Consider the following 20,454-nt stretch of genomic DNA (forward strand, 5'->3'; position numbering starts at 1 on the left):
AATTTGTCTGGTTCTGAATTTATTTCAGAATAAAAGTGCGACAAAAGTAGCAAAATTGAACTTAAAAGTAAAATCTTTTTTAATTAATAATAAAGCAATCTCAGTTTGTTAAATAAATCCATGACAAAGTCAAATAATGGTTAATTAAATATGTTCTTATTATTAATTACAAACCACTATATCGTTTTAGAATTAACATAAAAGCAACGTATTTATGTTACATAATGTTGATTTTTCTTAATATAATTTAAATGCAATTGTCATTTTGTCAATTCACAATGCGTTCTATAATATTATTATCATTTAAGAACCGTTTTTCTAATATTCCTATAAAAGTGTAAGGCAAAGCATAATTTTGGTACATTATGTTTAATGAAATCTTTATTTTTGTAAAAAAAAAATATCAAGAATGAAACTAAAAGAACAAGGCCTTTATTTGCCAGAATTCGAGCATGAAAACTGCGGAGCTGGTTTTATCTGCAATCTTAAAGGAGAAAAGACAAACCAAATTATTCATGACGCTCTTGAGATTCTAGTTAAGCTGGAACACAGAGGTGGAGTGAGTGCTGATGGAAAAACAGGAGATGGAGCTGGACTTTTAATTGATATTCCTCATGAATATTTCAAGAGGATATGTGATTTTGTATTGCCTGCTGCACGTGAATATGCTGTTGGAATGGTGTTTTTACCAAAAATAAGAAATCAATATGATTTTTGTAAAGATATTTTTGAAAAAGAAGTCAAAGCCCAGGGACTTTCTGTTTTAGGATGGAGAGAAGTACCGGTTGATTCTTCTCAACTGGGTGAAATTGCATTGGCATCAGAACCAAGTATCGAACAAATATTTATTGGAAAAAACGAAGCGATTGATGATGCTGTTTTTAAAGCTAAATTATACGCTGCACGTAAAATTACCGAGCATATAATCAGAAATTCTAAAATTTCTCAAAGCTCCTATTTTTACCTTCCAAGTTTATCTACTACGACTATAATATATAAAGGTATTATTATGCCTGAAGATATTGGGCCGTATTATACCGATTTACAACAAACGGATTTGGTGACTCGTCTTGCATTAGTACACCAGCGTTTCTCTACCAATACAATGCCAACGTGGGAATTGGCTCAGCCATTCAGATACATGTGTCAGAATGGAGAGATCAATACGTTACGTGGTAACGTGAGCAGAATGCGTGTTCGTGAAGAAATTATGAAAAGTGAGGTTTTTGGACCTCAAATTGATAAATTATTCCCAATTATTTTACCTGGAAAATCAGATTCTGCTTCTATGGATATGGTGGTGGAATTGTTAACACACACCGGAAGATCATTGCCTGAAGTAATGATGATGATGATTCCTGAAGCCTGGGAAAAACACAAAACAATGTCTCCTGAAAGAAAAGCATTCTATGAATATAATGCTTGTATCATGGAGCCTTGGGATGGTCCTGCTTCTGTACCTTTTTCTGATGGAGATTATGTTGGAGCTTTGTTAGACCGTAACGGACTAAGACCTTCAAGATATACCGTTACCAAAAGCGGTAAATTAATTATGGCTTCAGAAATTGGAGTTGTTGATATTGATCCTGAGGATGTTGAAAGCCACGGTAGATTAGAGCCGGGAAAAATGTTCCTTGTGGACATGAACGAAGGACGCATCATTAATGACGAGGAAATCAAAAGTAAAATTGTTTCTGAAAGACCTTATCAGGAATGGCTGAACCAATACAGATTACATTTAAGAGATGTTCCTTCAACTTCTGAGGTGTGCCCGATAGAGACTGTCGATTTGCCTACAAGAGAACGTCTTTTTAATTATACATTAGAGGATATTCAGGATATGATTACGCCAATGGCCCAAACTGGTAAAGAAGCCTTGGGATCAATGGGTATCGATACACCTCTTGCGGTATTGTCTGACAGACCACAGTTAATTCCGAATTACTTCAAACAATTATTTGCACAGGTTACCAATCCCCCTTTGGATGGAATCCGTGAGGAAATTGTAACTGATATTGCTTTGAATTTAGGTCAGGATCGTAATATTTTTGATATTACAAGCAAACAATGCCGTAAATTAAGAATTCAAAATCCGGTTATTTCTAACGGAGATTTAGAAAAAATCAGAACGATTTCTATAGATAATTTTAAAGCAGAAACTTTCAAAATTTTATATCCTAAATCAGAGGGTATGAATGGTTTGGAAAATGCTTTGGATGCTATCATCGTTCAAATCACAAAAGCTGTTGAAAGAGGTACAAACATTATTATTCTTTCTGACAGAGGGGTGAACAAAGAATTTGCACCAATTCCTGCTTTATTGGCTTGTTCGTATGTAAATCATCAAATGAACCGTTTACGCAAGCGTTCTTATTTTGATATTATCATGGAATCTGCTGAGCCTCGTGAGCCGCATCATTTTGCTACTTTATTTGGATATGGCGCAAGTGCAATCAATCCTTACATGGTAAATGAAATTATCCGTGTTCAGGTTCAGGAAGGATTTATTACCGGAATTGCAGAACAAAAAGCGGTTGATAATTTCAACAAAGCGATTGGTTCGGGAATTTTGAAAATCATGAACAAAATCGGAATCTCAACTTTACATTCATATAGAGGTTCTCAAATTTTCGAGATTGTTGGTTTCAATTCTAAATTCGTTGAAAAATACTTTCCATATACTGCTTCAAGAATCGAAGGTATCGGGTTGTATGAAATTGAAAAAGAAATTACAGAAAGATATAAATACGCTTACCCTGATAAACTAATCGCAAACCGATTAGGATTAAATATTGGAGGCGAATACAGATGGAGACGTAATGGAGAAAGACACTTGTTTAATCCTACTACGATTGCCAAATTACAACAGGCTGTTCGTTTGAGCGATCAGGACAGTTATGATGTGTACGCCAATACAATTAACGATCAGGCTAAGAGTTTAATGACGATTCGTGGATTATTCGAATTTGATAATTTAGATCCGATTCCGTTGGATGAAGTGGAGCCATGGACAGAAATTGTAAAACGTTTCAAAACGGGAGCAATGTCTTACGGATCTATTTCAAGAGAAGCACACGAAAATTTAGCAATTGCCATGAACCGTATTGGAGGAAAATCCAATTCAGGTGAAGGTGGGGAAGACAGAAAACGTTTTCAGCCGGATGTAAACGGAGACAGTCGTAACTCGGCTATCAAACAAGTTGCTTCGGGACGTTTTGGAGTTACCTCTCATTACTTGTCAAGTGCAAAAGAAATTCAGATTAAAATGGCTCAGGGAGCTAAGCCTGGAGAAGGTGGTCAGTTACCTGGAGAAAAAGTATTGCCATGGATTGCAGAAGCGCGTAACTCAACTCCTTTCGTAGGATTGATTTCGCCTCCGCCTCACCACGATATTTACTCAATTGAAGATTTGGCACAATTAATCTTTGACTTGAAAAATGCCAACAGAGAAGCCCGTATCAATGTGAAATTGGTTTCTGAAGTCGGTGTTGGAACAATTGCTGCCGGTGTTGCTAAAGCAAAAGCAGACGTTGTTTTAATTGCAGGTTATGACGGTGGAACAGGAGCTTCTCCTTTAACATCATTGAAACACGCAGGTCTTCCTTGGGAACTTGGATTGGCAGAAGCACAGCAGACTTTGGTTTTAAACAACTTAAGAAGCAGAATCGTTGTAGAATGTGACGGTCAGTTAAAAACGGGTCGTGACGTAGCTATCGCTGCTTTATTAGGAGCTGAGGAGTTTGGTTTTGCAACTGCACCTCTTGTAGCTTCAGGCTGTATCATGATGCGTAAATGTCACCTGAATACGTGTCCTGTTGGAATTGCAACTCAGGATAAAGAATTGCGTAAAAATTTCAAAGGAACACCGGAACACGTTATTAATTTCTTCTATTATGTTGCAGAAGAATTAAGAGGTATCATGGCACAGTTAGGATTCAGAACTTTAGGAGATATGGTTGGACAAACCCATAAAATCAATTCTAATAAAGCAATTGATCATTACAAAGCAAAAGGATTAGACTTGTCTTCTATTTTATACAGACCGGCTGCGTATAAAACAATGCCAGTTCGTAATACAGAAAAGCAGGATCATAATTTAGAAGGTGTATTGGATTTCCAAATCCTGAAAGATTCTCACCGTGCTTTGTACAGAAAAGAAAAAATGACTTTAGCATATCCAATCAACAATATTAACCGTTCTGTTGGCGCTATCGTTAGTAATGAGATTTCTAAAATATACGGTCACCTTGGATTACCTGAGGATACCTTGAATATTAATTTTACTGGTTCTGCAGGTCAGAGTTTAGGAGCTTTTAGTGCTCACGGACTAACCTTTACTGTAGAAGGAAATACGAATGATTATTTAGGTAAAGGTTTATCCGGAGCTAAATTAATCATTAAAAAACCTGCAAAAGCAACTTTTGTAGCTGAGAAGAATATCATTGTTGGAAACGTTTGTTTATTTGGTGCAATCGAGGGAGAGGCTTATATCAATGGTATAGCCGGAGAGCGATTTGCAGTACGTAATTCTGGAGCGATTGCTGTAGTGGAAGGTGTTGGAGATCACGGTTGTGAGTACATGACCGGAGGTAAAGTTGTAGTATTGGGTAGCACTGGTCGTAACTTTGCTGCGGGTATGAGTGGTGGTATCGCTTATATCTATGATCCTGAACACAAGTTTAAAAACGGATTGTGTAATACGGAAACTATCGAATTTGAAACGGTTGAAGGCGATGATGCTGACGACTTGAAAAATTTGATCCAAAGACACGTTCTGTACACGAACAGTACAAGAGGAACAGCATTATTAAATGACTGGGCAGGAAGCTTGGATAATTTTGTAAAAGTAATGCCTACAGAGTACAAAAAAGCGTTGAAACGTCTGGAAACAGAAGAACAAATGGTAGAAGAATTAACAGCATAATACAATGGGAAAAGTAACAGGTTTTAAAGAATTCGAAAGACAAGACGAATCATATATAGAAGTTAAAGAACGTGTAACGAATTATAATGAATTTACGATTCCTTTGAGTGAAGCTGAAATTACTACTCAGGGTTCTCGTTGCATGGATTGTGGTATTCCTTTTTGTCACAGTGGTTGTCCTCTTGGGAATTTGATCCCGGATTTCAATCACATGGTATACCAGGAAGAATGGCAAAAAGCCTCATGGATTTTGCATTCGACCAATAACTTTCCTGAATTTACAGGACGTTTGTGTCCGGCACCATGCGAAAAAGCATGTGTATTAGGACTTATTGAAGAGCCAATCGCTATTGAAAATATAGAGAAAAATATTGTGGAGCGTGCCTTCAAAGAAGGATGGATCAAGCCACAGCCGCCAAAAGTAAGAACCGGTAAAACAGTTGCGGTGGTAGGATCAGGTCCTGCTGGTTTAGCAGCAGCTCAGCAATTAAACAGAGCAGGTCACACTGTTACTGTTTTTGAAAGAGATAATGCAATTGGAGGTTTATTACGTTACGGAATTCCAAATTTCAAATTAGAAAAAGGAATTATTGACAGACGTGTCGCTATTTTAGAGGCAGAAGGAATTACTTTTAAAGTGAATACTAACGTTGGTGTAAACTATTCAGTTGAAGATTTAAAAGCATTCGATTCTATCGTACTTTGTGGAGGAGCTACAGAAAGAAGAGGTTTGCCTACTCCTGGAGCTGATGCTGATGGTGTAGTTCAGGCAATGGATTTCTTAACGCAGCAGACTAAAGTGGTTTTTGGAGAAAAAATTGAAAATCAGGTTTTAGCTACCGGAAAAGATGTAATCGTAATTGGTGGTGGAGATACAGGTTCTGACTGTGTGGGAACATCAAACCGTCACGGTGCAAAATCGGTAACGAATTTTGAGATTATGCCAAAACCACCGGTTGGCAGAAGTGCTTCAACTCCTTGGCCTTACTGGCCATTGCAGTTAAAAACATCTACTTCACACAAAGAAGGTTGCGAAAGAGACTGGTTAATCAATACAAAAGAATTTATCAAAGATGCAAATGGCAAATTAATAGCTTTGAAAACCGTAAAAGTAGAGTGGAAAATGGTTCTTGGGCAGCGTCCGGAATTGATTGAAGTTGAAGGTTCTGAACAAGTATGGCCTTGCGACTTAGCTTTACTGGCACTTGGTTTTACAGGCCCGGAAAAAACTTTAAGCAGTCAGTTAGGATTGGAAGTTGATTTTAGAAGCAACTATAAAGCAAATAATTATCAAACAAACGTGCCTAATATATTTACTGCGGGAGATATGCGAAGAGGACAATCTTTGATTGTTTGGGCAATTTCTGAAGGTAGAGAAGCTGCTCGTCAGGTTGATATCTACTTAATGGGTAAATCTGATTTACCTACTAAAGAAGGAGGAGATTTACCTGGAGTATAATAATTATATCCATAAAATTATAAACGGCTGTCTATATTGACAGCCGTTTTGCTTTTTTTATATATAATTTATAATAAATTTTGAAAATGTTTAAAATTTAAACAAAACCTATGTAAAGTTTAAAAAACAAACAATTTGTTATAATTTGTTATTTTTCTACAATTTATTTGTAGTGTATTAAAAGTGTAATACATTTGTTCAAAATAGTTTAATAATGCAAGCAAAAGATTTACTGCAGTTAGCAGACCAATTTGGAAGTCCATTGTATGTTTACGATGCCGAAAAAATCCAATCTCAGTACAACAGATTAACGAAAGCTTTCTCTAAGGTAGAAAACTTAAGAGTTAATTATGCCATGAAGGCATTGTCTAACATTGCGATTCTTCAGTTATTAAAGAACATGGGGTCTGGCTTAGATACGGTATCGATTCAGGAAGTTCAGTTAGGACTTCATGCTGGCTATGATCCTGACAAAATTTTCTTTACACCAAATGGCGTTTCTCTTGAAGAAATCGAAGAAGTTGCCGCAATGGGTGTACAAATTAATATTGATAATTTATCAATTTTAGAGCAATTCGGAACAAAACATCCTCATATTCCGGTATGTATCCGTATCAATCCGCACGTAATGGCGGGTGGAAATGCTAATATTTCTGTTGGACACATTGATAGTAAATTCGGAATTTCGGTACATCAGATTCCGCATATATTACGAATTGTCGAAAATACAAAAATGAGTATTGTTGGGATTCACATGCACACGGGATCTGATATTTTAGATATCGAAGTATTCTTGTATGCTGCTGAAATCTTGTTTGATACAGCTAAACATTTCAAAGATTTACAATTCTTAGATTTCGGAAGCGGATTCAAAGTACCTTACAAAAAAGACGATATAGAAACAGACATCGAAGAATTAGGTAAAAAATTATCTAAAAGATTCAACGCTTTCTGTTCAGAATACGGTAGAGATTTAACATTGATTTTTGAACCGGGAAAATTCCTGGTGAGCGAAGCAGGTCATTTCTTAGTAAAAGTAAACGTAGTAAAACAAACAACATCGACAGTATTTGCCGGAGTTGACAGTGGTTTCAACCATTTGATTCGTCCAATGTTATACGGATCATCACACCATATCGAAAACATCTCCAACCCGAAAGGAAAAGAGCGTTTTTACTCAGTGGTAGGATACATTTGCGAAACCGATACTTTTGCCAACAACCGCAGAATCCCTGAAATTACCGAAGGTGATATTTTAGCGTTCAGAAACGCAGGAGCATATTGCTTCTCAATGTCATCCAACTATAATTCAAGATACAAACCGGCTGAGGTTTTATGGAAAGACGGTCAGGGAATCCTGATTCGCCAGCACGAAACTTTCGAAGATTTGCTTAAAAATCAAATTCCGTTGCCAGTAGAAGCAACAGTTTAAAAATAAAAAAAAAGAGAATATCAATGTTGAAAGTCCCGTTTCTTATGAAGCGGGATTTTTTTGTTTTTAGATTTTTAGATTATTCGAAAAACAATTGTCAGGCTGAGCGGAGTCGAAGCTTCAGCCCAATCTTGTCATCCTGACGGAGGAAGGATCTCCGCAAGAAATTCTAGAAAGATCATCACATCATCTTAATAAAAAGAAAGAAAATTCTTTAAAATTATTAGTTTTGCAAAAATAAAAATCAAATGCAATTACAACAAGGTTATCACACCTACTACATCTACATACTAACAAACAAATCAAAAACAGTATTTTACACCGGAGTTACAAATAATTTGAAAATCCGTTTAAATCAGCACAAAGAGAACAATGTAAATGAAAAGAATACTTTTACGGCAAAATACAATGTGACATTTCTGATATATTATGAAAAATTTACTTGGATTCAGGAAGCAATTGTCCGCGAAAAGGAAATAAAAGACTGGCGTAGAGAAAAGAAAATTGAATTAATAAAAACTATTAATCCAGATCTCGATTTTTTGAATGATTTATTTGCGTGATAACAAACCTTCATCAATTTATTGAGTCTTGTCGAGAATTTGCTTCGCAATTTTACCAACTTATTTAATTTGCATCAAACTTATTCGCTCAGTTTGTCATTTCGACGTAAGGAGAAATCTCCGCAAGTAGCTCCGCAGCGAGAATCAATCTTTGTCGAGTTTCTTGCTAAGATTTCTCCTTCCGTCGAAATGACAAGATTGTGGATAATAGCGACTTTTAATTAAAAGGAAAAATGATAATAAATATTATATTTGAAACAATAAACTAATCCAACTTATTTAGTCTAAAATCTGATATTTATAAAGTGCGCTTACATTAATTTTTAATTTACCTTCATGAATACCTTCGAAACAGTTTACGATTTTTCATCTGGAGATGGGTTTTCAAGATTTGCCATATTACTTTTTCCGATCGGCTTTTTTTTATTTTCCAAGCTTAGAATTACACCTAAAATTGAAGAAAAAGAAGCGGAAGATTTTTTTTTAGATAATCTGGAAAGTGAAAAGAGTATTGCATTTATAATAAAATACTTTTCATTAATTTTATTTGTAATGTTATTAATATTGTTTAGTATTAAATATTGCAAAACATACTTTTTATACAAAGACTCTAAAATCATAACACAAGGATTTGTAAATAATTTTCATCCAATGCCATCGGGTGGCCACGATAGCGAAAGATTTACGGTTAATGGAGTGGAATTCAAGTTTTCTGATTTTGACATTTCCGATTTTGGATATAATAATGCAAAATCACACGGAGGAGCTATCGACGAAAATAAATATGTGAGAATTAGTTATATTAAAGTCAAAGGTTCAAATCAAATTTTAAAACTGGAAGTGAGAAAATAAAACACATTATGTAATTAAATTCAATACGATGAATAAAACCCAAAAAGAGCAAAAACTTAAATATTTCATGCAAGTGTATGATAACATAAAAAACAATGGTTATCATACTACTGCAATATTAGAAGAGAAAAACTTTGCTCCGCTCCGCTTAATAAAAGGCTCTATCTCACGAATTTGGTTTCATGAGAAAATAAATCTATTTTAACGGTAAAAATATTATATTTGGAGATGAGGTGAAAAAAAAATCTTAACATCACTTTAAAAGAATCAAGATCATTTTAGTTATGAGCATTAAACATGAAAACTTAATAATTGAGGAAGGAAAGCCATTTGCAAACTGTAAATTAAATCGAGAAAAATATTCAACTATTTTAACCGGAATTGTTAGTACTTATTCTGACGGTTTTGTATTAGCAATCAATAACAAATGGGGAACTGGAAAAACTACATTTATAAAAATGTGGGAACAAGATTTAAAAGATAGAAAATTTCAAACAGTTTATTTTAATGCTTGGGAAAATGATTTTGAAAGTAATCCTTTAATTGCCTTAATGGGCGAATTGAAAACTTTAACAAGAACAGAAACCGAACCAGAATTTAAAGCTGCTTTAAAAAAAGCAGCAGTTCTATCAAAGCATATAGTTCCAATTGTAGCTCAAGCCATTGCTGATAAATATATAAATACAAAAGAAATCAGAGATTTGATAGTAGGAGTAACTGAGGGTTTGACTGATGTTTTTGAAAATGATGTTAATGAATATGCTGAAAAGAAAAAGAGCATTGGTGAATTCCGAAAAAGTCTTTCAAAATTTATAGCAGATACAAATGATGGAAAACCATTAGTATTTATAATTGATGAATTAGATAGGTGCAGGCCAAATTATGCTGTTTCAATTTTAGAACAAATAAAACATTTCTTTTCTGTACCAAACATTGTTTTTGTTTTAGCAATCGATAAATTTCAACTTGGTAATGCTATCCGCGGAGTTTATGGGAGTGATAAAATTGATGCAGATGAATATTTAAGAAGATTTATTGATTTGGAATATTCCATACCTGAACCGGAAGCAGACATTTTCCATAAATATTTATATGAATATTTTAGGTTTGATGATTTTCTACAGAAAAAAGAACGAATAAAGTATCCAGAACTATCTTCTGACAAGCGTGAATTTCTAATAATTTCAGATATTCTATTTTCTAACACTTCAATAACTTTAAGACAGCAGGAAAAAATTTATGCACACTCTAGGTTGGCTCTAAGAGCGTTTAATGACAATATGTATTTAATTCCTATAATCTATCTTTTTTTAATTTTTGTTAAAGTGACAGACGAAGAGTTTTATAATGAAATAAAATTTAAAAAACTTGACTTTAAAAGTCTTCAAGAAGGTTTTTTTAAAATTATTAAAAATAAATATACAGAAGATAGTGAACGTGAATTAATGTGGTTAGAAGCGTATCTTCTTATGTACTATAACAACTATTTAAGTAGACGAAACCAATTATACACTTTTGAATCTGGAACACGTATTCCGCAGCCTCTTATTCATTCTATATTAACTAAAAGTGATGGAATGGATTTATGCAATATTTTTCAATCTATTGAAAGGACAAGAAATGGTGGTAGCCTAGATCTAGGCCATTTTATAAAGCGAATAGACCTTACTGAGCCAATAATTGTATAACGATTTGTAGGCTAGCGCGAGCGTCCCGCTCGTGAACACAAGCCGAGCAAAAAACGAAACTTTGTGGACACGATCTGGACACTCGCGCTAGCATATGGGATTATCCCAAGCAACACTTGAAGCTTTTAAGAATATCAAAATTCTGAAAGGGAAAAGATTAATTCCAATTTGAAAAAACATATATTTGTTAGTGAAAAATAATTATAGTATTTCATTCAAAAAATTACCTTTGAATTTATGAGCACAACATCAAAACCAAAACATATCGGCAGAAATATTAGCCGAATCAGAGAACTTCGAGGTATGAAACAGGAGGCGCTTGCACAGGCAATTGGTACAAACCAACAAGCTATTTCTGGTATTGAAGGAAGCGAAACCATTGACGATGCAAAACTTGCCAATATTGCGGAGGCACTTGGAGTTACAGTAGAAACGATTGAAAATTTTTCTGAGGAAAATATCTTTAATTACTTTAATACTTTTCACGAAAGTCATGGCAACTTTTTTGGAGGAAATAACAATTCTTGCACTTTCAACCCACTTGATAAAGTTGTAGAACTTTACGAGCGTTTGGTTCAGGCTGAAAAAGACAAAAATGAATATTTAGAAAAATTACTAAAAGGAAAATAATTTCGGCAACAATATAAATTTTATAAAAGCACAAGGATTTTTTACTTTGTGCTTTTTTTTAAGCCTATATCGAAGATTTTCTAATCCATAGCTCACAAAGTAAAAATCACATATTTCCAACCCATTTTTCAACTTGTATAAAAAATGAAAAGAGAAAATTCAATTGATATTGTACGAGGAATTGTAATGCTAATTATGGTATTAGACCACGTTTGTGATTTGATGCATATTGATTCCGAAAGTTCTTGATATGTAGGCACGCTTGCTCAGTAATGTGAAAAAAATGCTAAAGTCCTGTTTCCGAAAGGGGAGTGGGATTTTTTTTCGCATGTCCCTCAGGGGGTGCTTTTGACTACATTTTTTATGAGAGAAAATAAAAAGCAATTAGTTTTTTATAAGTATTTTTTTATATTTTTAGAAAAAAAATAAAGCCCAAAAAAGGATCATCCTAAGGCTTTATTTACTGTAAATACAAAAAAATAAAATTATAAAATGGAAATTTTTAAAGAAATTAGTTTAGAAGAAGCTATTAAATTGATAGAGGCAGGTGAGTCTGTACTGAATGATGAAATTATTGATGAGTTAAAAGCTTTTTATGAAGTTGCAGGAAAAATTATTTTGTATTCAGGAGAAACTAATTTAGAAAACCTGCTGGTAGGGAATGATATTGTTCTTGTTAATGGTAATCTGAATGTTGCAGAAATAATTGAAGATTGTGAAAAAGTAGACACGTCACTTTTGATAGTTTTAGGAAATGTAAATTGTAAAAGTTTAATTACACTTTCAAGTATGTCAATCAGTGGTGATCTAAATGTTGAAAATGTGATTTTAGGAGATTCTCTTTGTGATTATGTTTTAAATGTTGGCGGAAATATTGTAACCAAAACAATTTTAGATTATGGTCATTGTATTATCTCGGAGAAGACAATTACTGCAACGGATGTTTTTTCATTTAATGCAGTTGAGGATCAAGACGGAAGTATCGAACCAAATTTGGAACGTGAGGATTTAGTAGATGAGATTATCGATTTTGATGAAGATGAAAAAATGGAAAACTTAAGCAAAACCGTAGCTTACATAAAAAGAGGCGGCCAAATTTTCAGAATATCCTAAATTAGGAAAAAGTTGCATTTTGAATAGTAAAAAATCAATTTCATGAAAAACGGCTTCTTTGCTTTACTATGTTGTTTTCAATTTTCATTCTCGCAAAATACGGATCATCTGGATAAAGCTTTAAAACAACTTAAGTTTAAAAAAAGCGAAATAGATCTGGAACATTTTGCTCAAAAAGTATTGCCGTATGATAAACAGAAAAGCGTATTGGTGATTCCTAAATTTGCTTCTGAAGTTTCGGACGATTACTTTGTATTAGATGCTTATGTTATTGTAGTTGACAATGCGACCGGGAAAATAATCTCTAAATTTGTTGAACCAAATGCATGGACATCAGACGCTATAAGGTTAACGGATATTTCAGTTGATACTGGTTTGTATCTTTTAAATAAAACTACAAGAGCATTTGGAGTCAGGGTGTCTTATACAGGAAGCAGCAGACCCAATCCTTTTAGTGAAACTAATTTGTCATTATATATTATGGATAAAAGTTCCGTGAAACCAGTACTCAAAAATTATACAATCTCACAGTCTCGTGGAGAATGGGATACTAATTGTGCAGGAGAATTTGAGGACAGCAATTCAACTTTTGAGATTGATAAAATGCAAAACCATAATTTTAATGCTATTATAGTAAAAACTAAAAATGTTGCTACTGTAAATACACCTACAACTGATGATTGTGTTGCTAAAGAAACTATTACAAAAAATACTTCAAAATTAATTTTTAATGGCAAGGAATATAAAGAAATGAGATAGCCGAGGAGGATTCTGAAATTATTTTTAATATACCCCATTTTAAACCTGTTATTAAAAATTAATTTTTTGATTCAGCATTTAGCTACTATTTAAGTCAGGAAATAAAGGCGAAGTAAAATAGAATTCTCAATGCAAACTAAAACAATGCTAAATGGTTTACTTGTAAATTAAAGGTTTTGTATAAAAGGAACCCCATTTACTCAAATAAAATATTATTTTAGCTTGTATAAATCAATAGCTGTTAAGCTGTAATAATTCAAAAAAATAAACCCCAAAGCCATGAAAATTACGATTTCCCTGTCAGTATTATTTTTGCTGTTTACTACTCATTCATTCAGTCAGACTATTGCTGATTTAAAACTGAAAAACAAAGAAATTCCCAAAGGATACTCTTTAAGCGATGGAAACAACTGTGTTTCTGTTCAGGCATGCACTTTTTACAACGATATTGAAACGTACAGCAATATTGTGGGAAAGGTAAAAAGCAAAGCAATGCAAAGTTTTAAAAGCAGACCCGATACCGGTTCTATTATGTATTTTGAATTTGAGCATGTATTTAAAGGAGAGCGTTTTCTGCAAGGATTGTTATGGGGAAAAGCCGGTCAGCCCACAGATGAACATCCGGAAGAATATGTTGTAAAAGGAAAATTTCTCATCATTTGGAGTTTTCATCCCGACAGCCCGGTCAGAGAAAAATCAGAAGCAAAAATTGAGGGGATTTTGCCTTAAGTAGTATTTTCAGTTTACGAACTTTATTATTAAGCACAAAAAAATGAAAGCACATATTCGAATCCTAATTTATTCAGTTCTATTTCTTTTATATCTCATCTCAACTTCATTATTATTACTGTTGAGTGAAAAATTAGTAGTTACTGCATATATAACTTTAGGCTGCGGTTTTACTGCTCTTAATATAGTTTATTCTTTTATTGTTTTAAAGTGGATTCCTTTATTAAATGTAGCCTGTTCTATTGTAATTGCTTTTTTGTCATTGTTCCTGGCCTTAAGGTTTGGGGAATTAGAGTTGTTTCCGAATAATGATCCTTATGGTATTATAACTTCAATAATAGCTAATGCTGTTTTTTCAATTGTTTTTTGGGAAGCAGTATTTCAATTAAAAAAGAAAACGTCTGTATCGAAAGCATTATTATAAAAAAATGAAAATAATAATTACAATAATTTTAGGTGTATTTATTTGTTTTGGATGTGAACGAAATCCAAAACAAATAAACAACAACAATAAAAGCAATACCACGATAAATACTGAAAACAATATAAAAAATAGTAATAGCGAAAAGAGAAGCATAGAACAACTTAACCTGATTCCTATTGATACAGTAGATTCAAAAAGTGAAAACATTTATAAGAAATACGGTATCGAATTTAGTGGCAATTGTTATACTTGTGATTTGGCAGAAATTGCTATAACGGAGCAGACATTAAAATTAACCAATGTGTGTGATGTAAATCTAAATCGGGAATTTGAAATTATAAAAATCACAAATGCTAAAAGTGAAATTGAAATTAAAACCCAACAAAGTGACTTTATATTTACAGAAATTGACAAAACACCCATTTACGAATTGAAAATTACCGGGAAAGAGATTAATACCGAAAACTTACGGATTTCTAAATATTATACGCTGAAGAAATTACTGAAGAAGTTTGAACAACATGATTGTGGGGATTTTGAAGGATAAAAATGAATATTGCTAAATGGTGGATTATATTTAGTACAGTTTAATCGTTGTTTTTCGAAGAAAATAATAAGTGAGTTTTTTTATCTTTTGAAAACAAGATCTCTAACTTAGCCCCGATCGAGCCGGTATCCTTTTACGGCGGGGTTCGCCGTAAAAGATTTAGGCGAGAGCGAGACAGGAGGTTATTCTGAAAATGAATGATGCTGCTCATTAAAATAAAAAATTGAAAGGCATAGTTGTTGAAAGTTAAAAAAGATATATTTACACCTTCAAAATGATACTTATGCAAAAAAATACTCTACTGGTTTCTATCTTATTTTTAGTTTTTTCATGTGGCGTAAAAACAACCCAATCGCTTATTAGTGATGGTAATTATGATGAGGCTATTAATCGTGCTGTTGAGGCATTAAAATCTAACAAAGATTCTAAAGGAAAACAAGATTATGTTTACTTACTTGAAGAAGCTTTTGCAAAAGCAAAAGACAGGGATTTGAGGAATCTTGAAATGATGGAAAAAGAAAAAAATCCTGCCAGTCTTGAGCTTATCTATAATACTTATTTACAGCTTAATAATCGTCAGGAAAAAATTAGACCCATATTACCGCTTAAGTTATTGAAGCAGGGAAAAAATGCTCAATTTCTTTTTGATAACTACTCAGATCAGATTGTAAACAGTAAAAATGCATTATCTAAATATTTATATGAAAATGCACAAGCGCTCTTAAAATCTTCTAATAAACTTAATTACAGAAAAGCGTATGATGATTTAGTTTATATCGAAAGCATAAATCCGAATTATAAAAATGCAAAAAAATTAATGGATGATGCTCAATTCAAAGGAACTGATTTTGTAAATGTTTACGCTACCAACGAAACAAATATGGTGATTCCGACGCAATTACAAAATGATTTATTAGATCTCAGCACTTATGGACTTAACGATAAATGGACAGTTTATCACAATGTCAGACAAAAAAAAGTGAGTTACGATTACGGTCTGATTTTAAATTTCAGGGAAATTCACATCTCACCGGAGCAGATTAAAGAAAAGGAATTCGTTCAGGAAAAAGAAATTAAGGATGGTGTTAAAACACTATTAGATAGTAGAGGCAGATCTGTTAAAGATAGTTTGGGGCGTCCGATAAAAGTAGATAATTTTAAAAAGATTAAAATCAGAATTTTCGAATTCAGACAATATAAAGCATGTCAGGTGACTGCTAAGGTAGAGTATGTTGATTTTAAAACCAATCAGTTATTACAATCATTTCCTTTGGCAAGTGAATCTGTTTTTGAAAACGTTTATTCGACTTATCGTGGTGACAGAAACGCATGTGATGAAAAATACTTAAGTAACTTCAATAACCGTGCAGTACCTTTTCCTAACAATGAGCAAATGGTTTTTGATACCGGTCAGGACCTTAAAGCTAAATTTAAAAACATTATTGTCCGAAACAAGTTCAGATAAATTAGAAATCTTTATAATCCCATTTGCCACAAATAAATGAGATTTTTTTTGAATAATAAAAAAGGATCAAAAAAAATAATTCAGCTTTTGTTGATGTTGTAATTAAGCACGAAAAATTATCAGATTTAGAAATGATTATAGAAATGGGCTTTAAAGAAGGCTTTACAATTGCAATGGAAGGCCTGGACGAAATTTTTACTTTGGAATAAAAGTTTTAAAATTATAGTAACACGAAAAAAATGCGCATTTTATTTGCGCATTTTTTATAAGAATATTAAAGTTTATTTTGATTATTTATAGAGAATCACGGTATGATATTACATCCGGCAGTTTCAAATTCTTTTTGATTTTTCACCCTCAAACGCAGTAATAAAATTAGAATGAACATTTTTTTGTTTTTTCAAAATTACGACAATAGGTTCTCTATGGTTTTTAGCTGTAGGCAAAAATCTGTGTGATGATTTCTGTTTAGGTGGAGATTAAAAAATATAATTGGAAAAATATAGGTTTAACAAATACGAATAATTTAGATACATAATAATGTTTAGAAATTCTTAACGCATTTTTAACAATTTTCATACTACATAATTTATTTTCAATTGTTAACTTAAGGATATCTAAACCCCGACAATGATTACAAAAAAAATTGATGCGTTTATTATTCTTTTCCTTATATGCCTAACTTCATTTTCTCAGGAAAGATTTACTTTAAGTGGTACCATTACCGATTTTAGTAATAATGAAACTCTGATAGGGGTTCATATCTATATTCCAGCTTTGAAAGTTGGAACTTATACTAACAAATATGGATTTTATTCACTTACACTTCCTACTGGAGAACATCAATTGAGAATAAACCATTTTGGATATCAGGAAGTTGAAAAAACAATATTATTAGAGGAAAATACAAAAGACAATTTAGCCTTAAACGAAAACAGTGAAGAGCTTCAGGAAGTTCTAATTAAGGAGGTGAGATATAAAACCAATATTAAATCACCTGAAATGAGCGTTAATAAACTGTCTATTTCTGACATCAAAAAAATGCCTGTAGTTTTGGGTGAAGTTGATGTTTTAAAATCTATTTTACTATTGCCGGGAGTAACAAATGCAGGAGAGGGTGCTTCAGGTTTTAATGTCAGGGGAGGCGGTGCCGATCAGAATTTAATTTTATTAGATGAAGCGACTATATTTAATTCTTCCCATGTTTTTGGATTTTTTTCTGTTTTTAATCCGGACGCTGTTAAAAATCTGAAGTTATATAAAGGAGGGATTCCGGCCCGATATGGAGGGAGGGTTTCTTCGGTTTTGGATATTTATCAGAAAGATGGAAATAGTAAAGAGTTTCATGTAAATGGCGGAGTTGGACTAATTTCAAGCCGTATTCTTGCAGAAGGCCCGATAGTAAAAAACAAAGGTTCTTTTTTGATAGGAGGAAGAGCATCTTATGCACATTTGTTTCTAAAATTATCAGAGGATCAAAAAGGCAACGCTGCCTATTTTTATGATCTAAATACCAAATTGAGTTATAAACTAAGCGAGAATAACAGTTTGTTTTTATCAGGTTATTTTGGGCGTGACGTTTTTAAACTGAATGAAATTTTCATGAATACTTATGGTAACTCTATATTGAACTTACGTTGGAGTCACTTATATTCCGATAAATTATTTGCAAATTTATCGTTGATCTACAGTGATTATTATTATGGACTTGATTTAAATTTTGTAGGTTTCAAATGGAATTCCGGCATTAAAAACTATACTGTTAAATACGATTTTGAAAACTTTATTTCAGATAAATTCAAATTAACTTATGGTTTAAACGGAATCTATTACGAATTTAACCCTGGAATAATTAAGCCCTTAAGTGATGAATTTACAATCAATCCTGAGCAATTAGATAAAAAATATGCACTTGCAATATCCCCTTATATTGGTTCAGAAAGTCAGCTTTCAAAAAGAATTACAGTTTACTGTGGCTTAAGATTTAGTATGTTTTATCGTCTGGGAGCTTCGACAATTAATTTGTATGAAAACAATAATGCAGTTGTCTTCAATTCGGATATGCAGATTTATGAAAAAGGGACACCAATAAGTACTGAATACTACAAAAAGAACAAGGTTATTGAAAGTTATAACAACCTTGAACCCCGGTTTTCAATTGCTTTTCAGCTGAATGATGATGCCGCATTAAAAGCGAATTACAACAGAATGGCACAATATCTTCAGTTAGTTTCCAATACTTCATCTCCGACACCTCTTGATGTCTGGATGCCAAGCGACAATTATATCAAGCCTCAAATTGCAGATCAGGTTGCTGTAGGTTATTTTAGAAATTTTAATGGCGGGGCTTATTCACTTGAAACAGAGATTTATTATAAAAAAGTTAAAAACAGGCTGGATTATATCGATGGAGCTAATCTGATTGCAAATGATGCAATTGAACAAGTAATTTTAAATGGAAGAATGCGGGCCTATGGCTTAGAAATCATGTTTAAGAAGAATGAAGGCAAACTTAACGGCTGGATTTCTTACACACTTTCAAAATCAGAACAACAAACTCCCGGCAGAACTCCCGAAGAAACAGGAATCAATAATGGTCAATGGTATAATTCTGCTTATGATAAATTACATAATGTGGCTATTACGTCTGCTTATAATTTAAATGCAAAATGGACATTTGGAGCTAATTTTGTTTTACAGTCCGGCCAGCCAGTTAGCTACCCAAACAGTCAGTATGAATATTTAGGAATAACTGTTCCCAGTTATGGATTGCGAAATGAAAACCGATTACCTGCTTATCATCATTTAGATGTTTCGGCTACATTGACACCCACAAATAATAAAAACAGAAAATGGAAAAGCGAATGGGTTTTTAGTATATATAATTTGTATAACAGACAAAATGCTGCTTCAATTAATTTCCGTCAAAATGCAGACACTGGTTATAATGAAGCAGTAAGAACATCTATCTTCGGAATTGTACCAGCGGTTAGTTATAATTTTAAGTTTTAAAATCATTTTCTGTAAAAAGAAAAAATATAAAGTATGAAAAAAGTAATTTTGTTTTTGGTGTTTTTTATGTCTGTATTCTTTACAAGCTGTGAAGAAGTAGTTGAGGTTGATTTAGATACTGCTGCTCCAAAATTAGTAATAGAAGCAGCTATCAATTGGCGAAAAGGAACTTCCGGAGCCCAGCAAACTATTAAGCTGACAACTACAACAGGTTATTTTCAAGATGAGATTCCAATAGTTTCAGGAGCAGTTGTTTATGTTAAAAATAATGCTAACCAGCAATTTAATTTTACAGAAGTACCAAATTCCGGAAGATATGTCTGTAATAATTTTAGGCCGGTAATTAGCGAGACCTATACCTTGACAGTAATTGCTAAAGGGGATACTTATACAGCTAGTGAAACGCTAAAATCTGTAACTCCAATAACAACTGTTACACAATATGATGCAGGTGCTCTTGCCGGTATTGTAGTTAGAGCTTTTTATAATGACCCGGCAGATGTAGATAATTATTATTTATACAAATATGTATATTCAAATAAAATTACCTCGACTTATTATGCTGATGAAGATAAGTTTTATCAGGGTAACGAATTTTTTAGTGTTTCTGATGACGAGGATTTGAAAGCCGGAGACGAAATTGAAATAACACATTATGGAATTTCAAAGCAATATTACAATTACATGAATATATTAGTAAGCATTGCAGGTAGTAATGTTGGAGGGCCTTTTCAAACTCCGCCCGCAACAGTGAGAGGTAATATTATCAATACAACCGATAAAAGTAATTTTCCGTTAGGTTATTTTTCACTTAGTGAAATAGTTTCAAGAAAATATACTGTTAAATAAGTTAGTTA

16 protein-coding genes are annotated in these 20,454 nt (G+C 33.0%); all 16 read left to right on the plus strand.

Annotation, left to right across the window (positions count from 1 at the left end; all coding sequences use genetic code 11):
- Nucleotides 1–409 precede the first annotated feature (409 nt).
- The 16 genes from gltB (at nt 410) to FLACHUCJ7_RS14875 (ending at nt 20,446) form a co-directional block, all read left to right on the plus strand.
- Nucleotides 410–4,924: a glutamate synthase large subunit gene (gene gltB, locus FLACHUCJ7_RS14800; protein WP_180909421.1), complete on the plus strand. Its 4,515-nt coding sequence runs from the start codon at nt 410–412 to the stop codon at nt 4,922–4,924.
- Between the two features lie 4 nt (nt 4,925–4,928).
- Entirely contained in the window at nt 4,929–6,383 is a 1,455-nt protein-coding gene (locus FLACHUCJ7_RS14805) for a glutamate synthase subunit beta (protein ID WP_180909422.1), read from the plus strand.
- A 214-nt stretch (nt 6,384–6,597) separates the two neighbouring features.
- Nucleotides 6,598–7,815, plus strand: coding sequence for a diaminopimelate decarboxylase (lysA, locus tag FLACHUCJ7_RS14810; protein WP_078227783.1), 1,218 nt, complete (start codon nt 6,598–6,600; stop codon nt 7,813–7,815).
- 248 nt (nt 7,816–8,063) lie between these two features.
- The gene (locus tag FLACHUCJ7_RS14815) at nt 8,064–8,378 is read left to right on the plus strand and encodes a GIY-YIG nuclease family protein (RefSeq protein ID WP_180909423.1); all 315 of its coding nucleotides are present in this window, start codon (nt 8,064–8,066) and stop codon (nt 8,376–8,378) included.
- Between the two features lie 336 nt (nt 8,379–8,714).
- Nucleotides 8,715–9,230 carry a hypothetical protein gene (locus FLACHUCJ7_RS14820; RefSeq protein ID WP_180909424.1) on the plus strand — a complete coding sequence of 172 codons (516 nt, stop codon included), beginning with the start codon at nt 8,715–8,717 and terminating at the stop codon, nt 9,228–9,230.
- Nucleotides 9,231–9,258: 28 nt separating this feature from the next.
- Nucleotides 9,259–9,435, plus strand: a complete 177-nt coding sequence (locus FLACHUCJ7_RS14825) for a hypothetical protein (protein WP_180909425.1) — start codon at nt 9,259–9,261, stop codon at nt 9,433–9,435.
- 79 nt (nt 9,436–9,514) lie between these two features.
- Nucleotides 9,515–10,918, plus strand: a complete 1,404-nt coding sequence (locus FLACHUCJ7_RS14830; protein WP_180909426.1) for a KAP family P-loop NTPase fold protein — start codon at nt 9,515–9,517, stop codon at nt 10,916–10,918.
- Between the two features lie 237 nt (nt 10,919–11,155).
- Nucleotides 11,156–11,548, plus strand: a complete 393-nt coding sequence (locus tag FLACHUCJ7_RS14835; RefSeq protein WP_180909427.1) for a helix-turn-helix domain-containing protein — start codon at nt 11,156–11,158, stop codon at nt 11,546–11,548.
- A gap of 492 nt (nt 11,549–12,040) precedes the next feature.
- Nucleotides 12,041–12,661, plus strand: a complete 621-nt coding sequence (locus tag FLACHUCJ7_RS14840; RefSeq protein ID WP_180909428.1) for a hypothetical protein — start codon at nt 12,041–12,043, stop codon at nt 12,659–12,661.
- Nucleotides 12,662–12,703: 42 nt separating this feature from the next.
- Nucleotides 12,704–13,420 (plus strand): PA3715 family protein, encoded by a 717-nt coding sequence (locus FLACHUCJ7_RS14845; RefSeq protein ID WP_230408840.1) that lies wholly within the window; start codon nt 12,704–12,706, stop codon nt 13,418–13,420.
- A 279-nt stretch (nt 13,421–13,699) separates the two neighbouring features.
- Nucleotides 13,700–14,149 carry a hypothetical protein gene (locus FLACHUCJ7_RS14850; RefSeq protein WP_031453721.1) on the plus strand — a complete coding sequence of 150 codons (450 nt, stop codon included), beginning with the start codon at nt 13,700–13,702 and terminating at the stop codon, nt 14,147–14,149.
- A 43-nt stretch (nt 14,150–14,192) separates the two neighbouring features.
- Nucleotides 14,193–14,573: a hypothetical protein gene (locus tag FLACHUCJ7_RS14855; protein ID WP_180909429.1), complete on the plus strand. Its 381-nt coding sequence runs from the start codon at nt 14,193–14,195 to the stop codon at nt 14,571–14,573.
- Nucleotides 14,574–14,577: 4 nt separating this feature from the next.
- Complete coding sequence (locus FLACHUCJ7_RS14860) at nt 14,578–15,120, plus strand: hypothetical protein (RefSeq protein WP_180909430.1); 543 nt, start codon at nt 14,578–14,580, stop codon at nt 15,118–15,120.
- Nucleotides 15,121–15,403: 283 nt separating this feature from the next.
- Nucleotides 15,404–16,585, plus strand: coding sequence for a hypothetical protein (locus tag FLACHUCJ7_RS14865; RefSeq protein WP_180909431.1), 1,182 nt, complete (start codon nt 15,404–15,406; stop codon nt 16,583–16,585).
- Nucleotides 16,586–17,215: 630 nt separating this feature from the next.
- Complete coding sequence (locus tag FLACHUCJ7_RS14870; protein WP_180909432.1) at nt 17,216–19,597, plus strand: TonB-dependent receptor; 2,382 nt, start codon at nt 17,216–17,218, stop codon at nt 19,595–19,597.
- Nucleotides 19,598–19,630: 33 nt separating this feature from the next.
- Nucleotides 19,631–20,446, plus strand: coding sequence for a DUF4249 domain-containing protein (locus FLACHUCJ7_RS14875; protein ID WP_180909433.1), 816 nt, complete (start codon nt 19,631–19,633; stop codon nt 20,444–20,446).
- Nucleotides 20,447–20,454 lie beyond the last annotated feature (8 nt).

Origin of the sequence: Flavobacterium salmonis, from assembly GCF_903819435.1 — a bacterium.
In the GTDB taxonomy this organism is placed as follows: Bacteria; Bacteroidota; Bacteroidia; order Flavobacteriales; family Flavobacteriaceae; genus Flavobacterium; species Flavobacterium chungangense.